The sequence below is a fragment of the Rubrivirga litoralis genome, from assembly GCF_031846415.1.
Lineage (GTDB): Bacteria > Bacteroidota > Rhodothermia > Rhodothermales > Rubricoccaceae > Rubrivirga > Rubrivirga litoralis.
Genome location: NZ_JAVRHT010000002.1, coordinates 79,553 through 91,642, shown reverse-complemented (window position 1 = coordinate 91,642; position 12,090 = coordinate 79,553). Strand labels below are relative to the sequence as shown.

The following is a 12,090-nucleotide window of genomic DNA, read 5'->3' as shown; positions in this document are numbered from 1 at the left end:
CGGGGCGGGCGGGCGGGGTGGGACCTTGGAATCGACCTGTTCAACCCCGAACCCAGAACCCTACTCGGGCCGCGAGAGGTCGTACTTCTCCAGCTTGTTGTAGAGGTGCGAGCGCTGGATGCCGATCGTCTCGGCCGTCTGCGACACGTTCCACCCGTGCTCTTCGAGCTTCCGCTCGATAAACAGCTTCTCGGCCTGGTCGCGGAAGTCGGAGAACGACTCGTAGCGGTCGATGAGGCCCAGCGAGGCGTCGCCGCGCGCGCCGCCCGGGGCCACGAAGCGGTCGACGTCCTCGGCCGTGATCGCATCGCCGTCGGACAGGATGAGGAGCCGCTCGATCACGTTGCGGAGCTCGCGGACGTTGCCGCGCCAGTCCAGCCGGCGGAGCCGGTCGAGCGCCTCGGGCGCGAGGTCCTTGTCCTCGATCCCGTTGCGGCGCATGACCTGCTCCAGGATGAACTGGGCGATCGCCGGGACGTCCTCGCGGCGCTCGCGGAGCGGGGGCACGTGGATGAGGATGACCGAGAGCCGGTGGTAGAGGTCCTCGCGGAAGCGGTGCTCGTCGACTTGGGCGAGGAGGTCGCGGTTGGTGGCGGCCACCACGCGGACATCGACGGGGATCGAGCGGTCGCCGCCGACGCGCGTGATCCGGCTCTCCTGGAGCGCGCGGAGCACCTTGGCCTGGGCGTCCAGGCTCATGTCGCCGATCTCGTCGAGGAACAGCGTGCCGCCGTCGGCCTGCTCGAACTTGCCCACGCGCTGCTTCGTCGCACCCGTGAAGGCCCCCTTTTCGTGCCCGAACAGCTCGGACTCGATGAGCTCCGACGGGATCGCCGCGCAGTTGACCTCGACGAGCGGGCCGTCCGCGCGCTGGCTCTGGGCGTGGACCCACCGGGCGACGAGCTCCTTGCCGGTCCCGGGCTCGCCGGTGATGAGCACGCGGGCCTCGGACGGCGCCACGCGCTCGACGGTGCTCTTGATGCGGCTGATGGCCGGGCTCTCGCCCACGATCGGCGTGAGCCCCCCGGTCGCCTGGTCGCGGACGGTCTGCCGCATCCGCTTGTTCTCGACCTGGAGCTGGCCCATCGAGAGCGCGTTGCGGACCGTGACGAGGACGTCGTTGAGGTCGGGCGGCTTCTCGAGAAAGTTGACCGCGCCCAGCTTGGTCGCCTCGACGGCCGTCTCGACCGTCCCGTGCCCCGTGATCATGACGACGGGGACGGTCGCCTCGGCTTCGTGGAGCGCTTGCAGCACCTCCATCCCGTCCTTTTTCGGCATCTTGATGTCGAGGAGCACGAGGTCGATGCCGCCGCCGAGCGCTTTCGCGAGCGCCTCCTCGCCGTCGGCGGCCTCTTCGAAGTCGTAGCCTTCGAGTTCGAGGACGTGGCGGAGCACGTTCCGGTTGGCGGGCTCGTCGTCGGCGAGGAGGATCGTGGGCACGGGCGGGGCGGGGCGGTCGGGGGGGACGGCCCAAGCTAACGCGACGCCGGGGCGCGTCCGCCCCGCCCGCGCCGGCGATCTACGCAGGGCGGGGCGGACACCGCCGCCCCGCCTCCGACCTGACCGCCCCGCCCGACCGCCCCCGTTTGCGCGGGCGGGGTGGCGCCTGTTTTTGGGCGACCGCCGGTCGCCCCTACTGGACCTCCTCGACCTGGAGGCCCGGGGCCGCCGCCCCGGCCGCCGCGTCTGTGTCGGCCGCCGCCGGGGCGGGGCGGACGTCGCCGGTGGCCGTGCCCGCGGCCGTCGCGGCGGCCTCGGCGCGGCCGAGCTCGACCTGGGCGGCCTCGGCCTCCCGCGCGTCGCCGTACTCGTCGAGGACGCGCTGGAGCACGCCCTCGGCCGCAGCGGCGTCGCCGGCGGCAAGGTGGGCGCGGCCGGCGTCCAGGAGGTAGGCCGGGCCGGAGGCCGGCGAGTCGTAGACGCCGGCGGCGCGCTCGTAGAGCTCGGCCGCGCGCGCCGGATCGCCCTCGACCTCGTAGATGGCGGCTTGGCCCGCGAGCGCGCTGGCCTCGAGGAGCCCGCCGCCGTCGTAGTCCTCGAACATGGCGCGCGCCTCGTCGAGGCGCCCAAGCTGGAACAGGGCGTCGGCGGCGAAGAACGTGGCCTGCTCGCCGGTCGCCGTCGAGCCGTAGTCGTCGGCGATCTCGAGGAGGCCCGGCGTCGCGTCGGTCCCGTCGAGGGCCGCCTGGTAGTTGCCCCGCTCGTACTCGACGAGGATGGCCCCGAGGTACTGCTGGGCCTCCTCGGACTGCGCCGCCCGCCACGTCTGGTAGCCGATGACGACGAGGGCCAGGACGATGAGGCCGACGACGACCGCGACGATCGCCGTCCGGTGCTCGTCGAAAAACGAGGTCGAGCGGGCGTAGGCGTCGGTAAGGTGGTCCTCGCGGAGGTCGCCCTCGCGGGAGGACGCGAGCCGCTTGGGCGGGTTGATCTGGGCCATCGGGGTCGGAGCTCGGCAGGCCGCCGGCGTCGGGAGTCGCGGGACGAACGGTCGGCCAGAAGGTAGAGGGCGGGGCGGCCGGCCGCGCCCACCGAATTGCCCCGCTCCACCCCGCCCCGCCCTATTGCGGACGTTTTCATCGAACCCGGCGGACCTCCGCGCGCCCGCCCCGCTTACCCTCTGACTCTCCTCTCCCACCCCGCCCCTCGTCAGCATGGCCATCAAAATCGGCATCAACGGATTCGGTCGCATCGGCCGCCTCGTCTTCCGCTCCATCCTCGAGCGGGGCGGCGACCAGTTCGACATCGTCGCCGTCAACGACCTGACCGACGCCGAGACGCTCGCGCACCTGTTCAAGTACGACTCGGTCCACGGCGTCTACCCCGGCGAGGTGACGGCCGAGGACGGCGGCATCGTCGTCGGCGGCGACCGCTTCCGCGTGTTCTCCGAAAAGGACCCGGCCGCGCTCCCCTGGGGCGACCTCGACTGCGACGTGGTCGTCGAGTCGACCGGCGTGTTCCGCACGCGTGAGAAGGCGGCGCTCCACCTCAAGGGCGGGGCGAAAAAGGTCGTCATCTCGGCCCCGGCCTCCGGCGAGGTCGACGCGACGGTCGTCCTCGGCGTCAACGACGACCAGCTGACGGGCGACGAGGAGGTCGTCTCGAACGCGAGCTGCACCACGAACTGCCTCGCGCCCATGGTCAAGGTCCTCAACGACGCGTTCGGCGTCGAAAAGGGGTTCATGACCACGATCCACGCCTACACGGCCGACCAGCGGCTCCAGGACGCCCCGCACAAGGACCTCCGCCGGGCGCGCGCAGCGGCCCTCTCGATGATCCCGACGACGACGGGCGCCGCCAAGGCCGTGGGCCTCGTGCTCCCGGAGTTGGCCGGCAAGCTCGACGGGTTCGCCGTCCGCGTGCCCACGCCGGACGGGTCGTTGACCGACCTCACGGCGATCCTCGAGAAGGACGTCACGGTGGACCAGATCAACGACGCCTTCCAGACGGCGGCGAGCGGCCCGCTCCAGGGCGTCCTCGAGTACTCGACCGCCCCGCTCGTGTCGGTCGACATCGTGGGGAACGCGCACTCGTGCGTCCTCGACTCGCCGTCGACGATGGCCGACGGCCGGCTCGTCAAGGTCGTCGGGTGGTACGACAACGAGTGGGGCTACGCCAACCGGACCGTCGACCTCGTCCAGCGCCTGATGGCGTAGCAGGGCCTACGGGGACCAGGGACTAAAGGGACTGGCAACAGCCCTCGTCGCCACGGAAGTCCCCAGTCCCCCAGTCCCCAGCTTCTATGCAGTCTCTCTCCGACCTCGACCTCGCCGGCCGCCGCGTGCTCGTCCGCGTCGACTTCAACGTGCCGATGGAGGACGACGGCGCCGGCGGCCGGCGGATCACCGACGACACGCGCGTCCGCGCGGCGCTCCCGACGATCCGCGCCATCCTGAAGGCGGGCGGGACGCCGGTCCTGATGTCGCACCTCGGCCGCCCGAAGGGCCGCGACGAAGCGCTCTCGCTGCGCCCCGTGGCTGAGCACCTGGATACGCTCCTCGACGCGCCCGTCACGTTCTGCGACGAGACGGTCGGCGAAAAAGCCGAGGCCTGCATCGCCAGCGCGCAGGGCGGCGGGGGCGGGGCGGTCGTGCTCCTCGAAAACACGCGGTTCCTCGACGGCGAGACCGCGAACGACGACGACCTCGCCGCCCGGCTCGCCCGGCTCGCCGACGTGTTCGTCTCCGACGCCTTCGGCTCGGTCCACCGCGCCCACGCCTCGACCGAGGGCGTGGCGCATCACGTGGCCGAGACGGCGGCCGGTGAGTTGCTCCGCCGCGAGGTCGACTTTCTCACGCGCGCGCTCGACCGCCCCGAGCGCCCGTTCGTGGCCGTGCTCGGCGGGGCCAAGGTGTCCGACAAGATCGGCGTCATCGAGGCGCTCGCGCCCGCGGTCGATACGCTCATCGTAGGCGGGGCGATGGCCTACACGTTCCTGGCCGGGCTCGGCCACTCGGTCGGCGACTCGCTCGTCGAGGCCGACCGGACCGACGACGCGTTCCGCCTGATCGAGCAGTTCAGCGACACGATCCGGCTCCCCACCGACCACGTCGTCGCCGACCGCTTCGCGGCCGATGCGGACACGCGCGTAATCCAGGGCGAGATCCCCGACGGGTGGATGGGCCTCGACATCGGGCCGCAGACGCGCGAGCAGTACGCCCACGTCGTCGAGCGGGCGTCGACCGTCATCTGGAACGGGCCGATGGGCGTGTTCGAGATGGTCCCGTTCGCGGCCGGCACGCTGTCCATCGCTGAGGCGCTCGCCCACGCGACCCGCAAAAACAACGCGCTCACCGTCGTCGGCGGCGGCGACTCGGTCGCGGCGCTGACGCAGAGCGGGCTCGCCGGCACCGTCACGCACGTCTCGACCGGGGGCGGGGCGATGCTCGAGTTTATGGAGGGCAAGACGCTCCCCGGGCTCGCGGCGCTCCGCTAGGACCACCCCGCCCCGCCCGAGCGTGCGGGGCGACGACGACGCACTTCCGCCCGCCCCGCCCCGCGACCGTCCGGGGCGGGGCGGCGCTACGCTGGGGGACCGCCCCGACCAACCGACCGATGCAGCTCAACCCGCTCCGCCCCGACCCGCCAGAGGTCGCCGTTCAGGATTCCGTCAAGCAGGCGGCGAAGACGGCGGCCGAGGTGATCGTCGGCCTCCGAGACCGGCTCACCAGCGAGGCGTTCTGGCTCAACATCGGGTGGACCGTGATCCAGGTGGTCGTCGTGATCACGGCGGCCCTCTTTCTGCTCGGGCTCTTTGAGCGCCTCAAGCGGCGGTGGGTCAAGCGGGCGCAGATGGCCCCGACGCTCGACAAGCGGCGCCAGCGGGTCCTGACCGTGGCCGACCTGCTCGGCTCGGTCGCCCGCTACGCCGTGTGGACCATCACCGGCATCACCGTGCTGTCGATGGTCGGGTTCGACATCCGGGCGCTCCTGGCCGGCGCCGGGATCGCCGGGCTGGCGATCGGGTTCGGGGCGCAGACGTTCGTGAAGGACGTGATCTCGGGCTTTTTCCTCCTCTTCGACGACACGCTCGGCAACGGCGACCTCATCCGCATCGGCGACGACGTGGGCACGGTCGAGTACGTGGGTCTCCGGCTGATCAAGGTGCGGAAGTTCTCGGGCGAGCTCCTCATGGTGCCGGCCGGCGAGGTGCGGACGTTCGGGAACCAGTCGGTCGGGTTCGCGCGCGTCGTCGTGACGGTGGGCCTGAGCTACGAGCAGGACGCGCACGAGGCGCTCCGCGTGCTCGAAGGCGTCGCCGAGGAGTGGGCGGCGACCGACGCGGCCAAGGCGGTCATGGTCGACGACGCCCCCGAAGTCCAGGGCCTCCTCTCGCTCGACGACTCGGGCGTGACGGCCCGGATCATCGTCCAGGTCCGGCCCGGCGAGCAGTTCGCGGCCGACCGCGCGATCCGCACGCTCGTCAAGCAGCGGCTGGCCGAGGCCGGCGTGGAGATCCCGTTCCCGCGGCGGACCGTCTACGTCCGCTCCTCGGGTGGGGCGGCGGCTTCTCCCGAAGACGCCGCGGCCGCCGGCGCGGACTGACCCGGGCGGGGTGGGATACCGGGTACGAGGTACCGGGTACTGGATGCGGTTCAAGCTGGCCGAGCCCCTTGCACCGTCCGCACCGTACTGCCAGTTCTTTGAGTTCGTGCGCCATCCTCCGCCCCGCCCGAGCGGCCTCTACGACGTTCCCTCTCCCGCTGGGAGAGGGACAGCCGCCAGGTCGGCGCAGCCAGGGTGAGGGGCGGGGCGGCCATCCGCACGTCCCGCCCTTCGGATCGGCCCGAAACTCGGCGGCGGCTCCGCCGTCGAGGGCACCTCCGCCACCCCGCCCCGCCCTCGCCTCATTGAGTGTGCCCGTGACCGACGCGTCTGCCCCCCCGCCCGACGGGGCCGTTCTCCGCACCGCCGGCCTCGCCAAGACGTACGGCGGCCGGACGCCCGTCGAGGCGCTCCGCCCGCTCGACCTGGAGGTGGGACCGGGCGAGACGTTCGGGCTGCTCGGGCCGAACGGGGCCGGCAAGACCACGCTCGTCAAGCTGCTCCTCGGGCTCGTGCGCCCCACGGCCGGCGAGGCGACGCTCCTCGGGCGCCCCGTCTCGGACGCCGACGCCCGGCGCGAGGTGGGGTACCTCCCCGAGGGCCACCGCTTCCCCCCGTTCCTGACGGGCCGCGAGACGCTCGACCTGTTCGCCCGCGTGGGCGGGGTGGACGCCGACCGGCGCGCCCGGCGCGCGCCGGCGCTCCTCGACCTCGTCCGCCTGGGCGGGGCGGCCGACCGGAAGGTGGGAACCTACTCGAAGGGGATGCTCCAGCGGCTGGGGATCGCGCAGGCGCTCATGAACCGGCCGCGCCTCGTGTTCCTCGACGAGCCGACCGACGGCGTCGACCCGGTCGGGCGCCGCGAGATCCGCGAGCTCATCGAGACGCTCCGCGACGATGGCGTGACCGTCTTCCTGAACTCCCACCTGCTGAGCGAGGTCGAGCGCGTGTGCACACGCGTGGCCATCCTCAAAGACGGCGCGCTCGTCCGCGAGGGGACCGTCGACGACCTCACGCGCGTCGGCCGCGCGTGGCGGCTCCTGACGACGCCGCTTCCGCCGCCCACGGCCGAGGCCCTGGGCGGGGTGGTCGATCCCGACCCGGCCCCGCGCGCTGACGGCCTGGCGCTCGCCCACGTCGTCGTCCCCGACCGCGGCGCGCTGGGCGCGGTCCTCGACCGGCTCCGCGCCGACGGCGTCGACGTGGAGGCCGTCGAGCCGGTCCGCCAGTCGCTCGAGGAGCTGTTCGTCGAGGTCGTGACCCACGACGACGCCCCGCCCCGCCCGGGGCAGAGAAGAGGGCTGGAGGCGTAGAGGAGAAGAGGTGCCCCCGCCCCGCCCTCTCCTATCCTTTCCTCCTCTTCTCTTTCCCCCTCTCCTCCTCAACATGGTCGGACTCCTCCTCCTCACGCTCCGCGAGCTCCGCGCCCGCAAGGTCGTCGTCGGCCTGTTCGTCGTCGCCACGCTCGTGTGGGTCGTGCTCGCGTTCGCGCTCCAACTCGACGTCGTCGACGGCTCGCTCGCCGGCGCGCGCCTGTTCGGGCAGGACGCCGGGGCGTCTGAGACGCTCGTGCTGGACGGCGACGGCCGGCCGGTGATCGACCCCGTGACGGGCGAGCCGATGACCGAGGCGGCGCCGCCGGCCTTTGGCGGCTCGCTCCTCGAGAGCCTCGTGTTCGGCGCGCAGACGTTCGTGGCCGGCGCGGCCTACTGGATCGGCATCCTGCTCGCGCTCTTCGCCACGGGCGGGTTGGTGGCCTCGCTCGTCGAGCGCGGCGGGGTCGACGTGCTCCTGACGAAGCCGCTCTCGCGCTCCAAGGTCCTGGCGGGGCGGCTGGCCGGCGTCTGGGTGGTGATGCTGGCGCTGACGGTGTACCTGTTCGGGGCCGTCTGGCTCGTGATGTCGATCAAGTCGGGGATCTGGAACCCGCGGTTCCTGCTCGCGATCGGGGCCGTGTTCGGGATGTTCGCCGTGCTCTACGGCGTCGTCGCGCTCGTCGGCGTGTGGAGCGGGTCCGCCCCGCTCTCGCTCATCGCGACGCTCGCGCTCCTGTTCGTGACGCTGGTGCTGGCGATCCCCAACCTGGCCGACCAGGTCTCGCGCGTGTGGCGGCCGCTCGTGGTCGGGCTCTACGCGGTGCTCCCCAAGTTCGGGAGCGTGGGCACGTCGCTCGTCCCGCAACTCGCCACGGGGCAGCCCGTAGCCAGCCTCACGCCGCTCCTCTCGTCGCTGGCCTTTGGCGCGGTGTGCTACGCGGGCGCCTTCGCCCTCTTCTCGCGCAAGGACTACTAGGGTGAGGGGCGACGAGTGACGGGTGATGAGCCCGCCGCCTCCGCCGCCCCGCCCTCATCCAGCGGAACAGGCTGGCCGAGAGCTCCCGCCCGTCACTCGTCACTCATAACCCGTCACTCGCCATGACCCGCACGCTCCGCGCGCTCGCCGCGCTCGCCCTCCTCCCCGCCCTCGGGCTCGTGAGCGGCTGCACCGACACGGCCGTCGCCCCGGGCGTCGGCGCGACGGCGCAGACGACGGACGCGCTCACGCTGCTGCCCGCCTCCGCCGACATGGTGGGCATGATGGACTTCCAGGCCGCCCGCGGCAGCGCCGCGCTCGACGCCATGACGGGCGGGGCGGGGCTCGGGTTCATGAGCGGCGGGGGCGCGCAAGACTTCGACACGTTCGTCCGCCAAACCGGGTTCGACCCGGACACGGACCTCGACCGCGTCTACGTGGCGGCGTCCGAGGGCGGCCCGCGGGCGGCGTTCGTGGCGTATGGCCGGTTCGACCGCGACCGGATCGAGCAGTACGTGGCCGGCCAGCCCGACCTCAATCTGACGCCGACCGACGTCGAGGGCGTCCCGGTCTACCTCGCCCAGAGCGACGACGGCGGGCGGGGCGGGTTCGCGCTCGTCAACGACCAGATGATCCTCGGCGGCGACGAGGCCACGCTGGGCCAGATGATCCGCCGGCTGGGAACGGACGGGCAGGCGCCGAGCGCCGAGCTCCAGGCCCTCCTCGACCGCGTCCAGCACCCGGACGGCGCGTGGTTCGTGGCCCGCGGCCTGGACCGCCTGGGCGGCGACCTCCCCTCCGACGCCCCGCCCGCGGCGCTCGCCGCGCGCGCCGCCGACGGCGTCGTCCTGTCGATGGCGTTCGGCGACGACGGCGTCCCCGTCCGCGCCTTCGTCGTCACGCGCGCCGGGACCGACACGGGCGACGTGGCCGACGCGCTCCGCGGCGGCATCGCGGCGGCCAAGATGGGCGTCAAGGACGAGCCCGCCGCGCTCGACGTCCTCGACCGGGCCACGGTCGAGCCCCGCGACGGCGGCGTCGAGGTCGACGCGTTCCTGACGACGGCCTTCCTGAACGCCGCGCGCGCGGACTAGCCGCCCCGCCCCACGGCGATACGCCGCCCCGCCCCGCTCCTGGGGGCGGGGCGGTCTGCATTTGTGGCGTCTGTCGCGGGACCCGTGGGAGCGGGGCGGCGCGTCGACGGGCTGGGGGATAGAGCTAGATTCCGGCCCCACCCCGCCCTCTGGGTCTGCCCCATGTCTGACGCCGCCCCCTCGTTCGAGGTCAGCGCCCTCCCCGCGATCCCCCGCCCCGGCCGCGTCCTGCTGACGACGCCCGACCACTTCGAGGTCGCCTACGTCATCAACCCGCATATGGCCGGGAACGTGGGCGACGTCGACCGCGACCGCGCGCGGCACCAGTGGGAGCGGCTCCGCGACGCGTACGTGCGGCTGGGCCTGGACGTGAGCGTGCTGGACGGGGCGGCGGGCTTGCCGGACATGGTGTTCTGCGCCAACCAGACGCTCCCCTACCAGACGCCGGGCGGCGAGCGTGGCGCCATCATCAGCCGGATGCACGCGGCGCAGCGGAAGCCGGAGGTCGAGCACTACCGGCGCTTTTTCGAGGGCGAGGGCTACGAGGTCCGCGGCCTCGACCCCGACCTCCCGGGCGACTTCGAGGGCATGGGCGACGCGCTCTGGCACCCCGGCCGCTACCTCCTCTGGGGCGGCTACGGCTACCGCACCGACCGCCAAGTCTACGACCGGCTCGAGCGCGCGCTCGGGTTCATGGTGGTGCCCCTGAAGCTCGACGACCCCGACTTCTACCACCTCGACACGTGCCTCTGCCCGCTCGACGAGCAGACCGCGCTGCTCTACCCGGGCGCGTTCGACGACGAGGGGATCGAGGCGCTGCGCGCGCACTTCGACCGCGTCATCGAGGCGCCCGAGGACGAGGCCCGCGGCCTCTTCGCGTGCAACGCCCACTGCCCCGACGGCACGCACGTCCTGGTCCAGCAGGGCTGCACCGAGACCACGCGGCTCCTCCAGGACGCCGGCTACGAGGTCGTCGAGCTCCAGACCGACGAGTTCCTGAAGTCGGGCGGGTCGGTGTTCTGCATGAAGCTGATGTTCTGGTAGGGGCGGGGCGGGCGGGGTTTGTGGGTTCGGGGTTGGGAGGTTCAGGGTGGGGAGGATCTACGCCCTCGGGCGGGGCGGGCTCGTTTGCGAGGGCTCGGTTCCAGGCCCGATCCTCCACCCCGCCCTCGCCGGCGTGAGTGGGGCGCCCCCGTTACCGAACCCCGAACTCTGAACCCCCAGAACTCTGAACCCCACCCCCCAGACCGTCACCGTCGTGATCCCCGCCCTCAACGAGGCGGCCGGCATCGGGCGGACGCTGGCGTCGGTGGCGGCGCAGCCGGGGCCGGTCGAGGTCGTCGTCGTGGACGGCGGCTCGACGGACGGGACGGCCGCGGCGGTCCACCCCGCCCTCGCCTCGGCCCGCGTGATCGCGTCGGAGCGGGGCCGGGCGCGGCAGATGAACGCGGGCGCCGCGCACGGGCGGGGCGGCGCGCTCCTGTTCCTCCACGCGGACACGGCGCTGCCGCCGGGCGCGCTCGACCGGGTGCGCCGGGCGCTGGCCGAGCCCGGCGTGGCCGGCGGCTGCTTTGCCGTCACCTTCGACCGCCCCGCCCCAGGCGAGCCGGCGTTTGGGCCGCTCGGGCGGGCGGCGATGCGGCTGTGGGAGGCCCGCCTGTGGATGCGGTGGCACCGCCTCGCGTTCGGGGACCGGGCGCTGTTCGTGCGTCGCGACGTGTTCGACGCCGTCGGCGGCTTCCCCGAGCAGCCGATCTTCGAGGACCTCGACGCCGTGCGGGCGGTCCGCCGGCGCGGCCGGTTCGTGTTCCTGGACGCGGCCGTCGTGACGTCGGCGCGGCGGTTCCGGCGGGGCGGGGCGGTCCGGCAGCAGCTCCGCAACCTGGCGCTGTGGGCGGCCTGGAACGCGGGCGTGCCGCCGGCGCGGCTGAAGCGGTTCTACCCGGACTAAGGGCGGGGCGGGGTGGGGTTCTCGTTACAGCGCGCTCGCTCGGCGGCAACCCCCCAGCGCTCTCGCCGTTCGACCTGAAAACGAGCCGCCCTCCTCATGCGAACCTATACCGTCGTCGTCGAGCGAGACCCCGACACCTCGCTTCTAGTAGGACACGTTCCTGGCTTCCCGGGTGCTCACTCCCAGGCTGAAACGCTGGACGAGCTACAGTCCAACATGCGCGAGGTGGTCGAGATGCTTCTCGAAGACGGCGAGCCGACCCTCGAAGGCGAGTTCGTCGGCACGCAACTCATCGCCGTCGCGGTGTAGTCGTGGGAAACGTCCCCGTCCTCTCGCCACAAGAAGTCATCCAGCTCCTCCTCGCTCTCGGGTTCGAGGAAGTCCGCCAGCGCGGCTCGCACAAACAGTTCCGCCACCCCGATGGCCGGGCTACGACGGTCCCGTTCCACAAAGGGCGCGACGTGTCGCCGTCGTTGCTGCGGAAGATCGCGCGCGACATCGGCTCGACAGTCGATCAGCTGCTCGGTCGCGAGTAGGTCGCGCGGTTAGGTCGCGCGGTGTAGCCTGCCGCTGGTGGTAGCCGTCGAGGGGCCGGCGCCGATTCCAGCCGATCGGGGCGGAGCAGTGACGCCCTCTGCGCCCCGCTCTGCCACCCCGCCCCCGGAACGGCCCGCGGTCCACAGGCTCGGTCGAGCGTGTCCACCC

At 72.9% G+C, this 12,090-nt stretch carries 12 protein-coding genes; 10 read left to right on the top strand and 2 right to left on the bottom strand.

The features are described from left to right. Positions 1 to 60: 60 nt before the first annotated feature. Positions 61 to 1,440 (bottom strand): sigma-54-dependent transcriptional regulator, encoded by a 1,380-nt coding sequence (locus RM540_RS01850; RefSeq protein WP_311661597.1) that lies wholly within the window; start codon positions 1,438 to 1,440, stop codon positions 61 to 63. 193 nt (positions 1,441 to 1,633) lie between these two features. Continuing rightward, positions 1,634 to 2,443: a tetratricopeptide repeat protein gene (locus RM540_RS01845; RefSeq protein WP_311661596.1), complete on the bottom strand. Its 810-nt coding sequence runs from the start codon at positions 2,441 to 2,443 to the stop codon at positions 1,634 to 1,636. Between the two features lie 214 nt (positions 2,444 to 2,657). On the opposite strand from RM540_RS01845, the gene gap reads away from it, so the two are divergent. The 10 genes from gap (at position 2,658) to RM540_RS01795 (ending at position 11,921) form a co-directional block, all read left to right on the top strand. Continuing rightward, positions 2,658 to 3,659, top strand: coding sequence for a type I glyceraldehyde-3-phosphate dehydrogenase (gene gap / locus RM540_RS01840; RefSeq protein ID WP_311661595.1), 1,002 nt, complete (start codon positions 2,658 to 2,660; stop codon positions 3,657 to 3,659). Between the two features lie 86 nt (positions 3,660 to 3,745). After that, positions 3,746 to 4,939, top strand: a complete 1,194-nt coding sequence (locus RM540_RS01835; RefSeq protein ID WP_311661594.1) for a phosphoglycerate kinase — start codon at positions 3,746 to 3,748, stop codon at positions 4,937 to 4,939. A 119-nt stretch (positions 4,940 to 5,058) separates the two neighbouring features. Continuing rightward, positions 5,059 to 6,048 carry a mechanosensitive ion channel family protein gene (locus RM540_RS01830; protein ID WP_311661592.1) on the top strand — a complete coding sequence of 330 codons (990 nt, stop codon included), beginning with the start codon at positions 5,059 to 5,061 and terminating at the stop codon, positions 6,046 to 6,048. A gap of 317 nt (positions 6,049 to 6,365) precedes the next feature. Beyond that, the gene (locus RM540_RS01825) at positions 6,366 to 7,361 is read left to right on the top strand and encodes an ABC transporter ATP-binding protein (RefSeq protein WP_311661590.1); all 996 of its coding nucleotides are present in this window, start codon (positions 6,366 to 6,368) and stop codon (positions 7,359 to 7,361) included. A gap of 73 nt (positions 7,362 to 7,434) precedes the next feature. Then, positions 7,435 to 8,340, top strand: coding sequence for an ABC transporter permease (locus tag RM540_RS01820; RefSeq protein WP_311661588.1), 906 nt, complete (start codon positions 7,435 to 7,437; stop codon positions 8,338 to 8,340). 122 nt (positions 8,341 to 8,462) lie between these two features. Next, the gene (locus RM540_RS01815) at positions 8,463 to 9,434 is read left to right on the top strand and encodes a hypothetical protein (protein ID WP_311661587.1); all 972 of its coding nucleotides are present in this window, start codon (positions 8,463 to 8,465) and stop codon (positions 9,432 to 9,434) included. Positions 9,435 to 9,596: 162 nt separating this feature from the next. Next, positions 9,597 to 10,478: a dimethylarginine dimethylaminohydrolase family protein gene (locus tag RM540_RS01810; protein WP_311661585.1), complete on the top strand. Its 882-nt coding sequence runs from the start codon at positions 9,597 to 9,599 to the stop codon at positions 10,476 to 10,478. Between the two features lie 184 nt (positions 10,479 to 10,662). Further along, entirely contained in the window at positions 10,663 to 11,385 is a 723-nt protein-coding gene (locus RM540_RS01805; protein ID WP_311661732.1) for a TIGR04283 family arsenosugar biosynthesis glycosyltransferase, read from the top strand. Between the two features lie 96 nt (positions 11,386 to 11,481). Beyond that, positions 11,482 to 11,694, top strand: a complete 213-nt coding sequence (locus tag RM540_RS01800) for a type II toxin-antitoxin system HicB family antitoxin (RefSeq protein WP_311661583.1) — start codon at positions 11,482 to 11,484, stop codon at positions 11,692 to 11,694. 2 nt (positions 11,695 to 11,696) lie between these two features. After that, entirely contained in the window at positions 11,697 to 11,921 is a 225-nt protein-coding gene (locus RM540_RS01795; protein WP_311661582.1) for a type II toxin-antitoxin system HicA family toxin, read from the top strand. Positions 11,922 to 12,090: the final 169 nt, after the last annotated feature.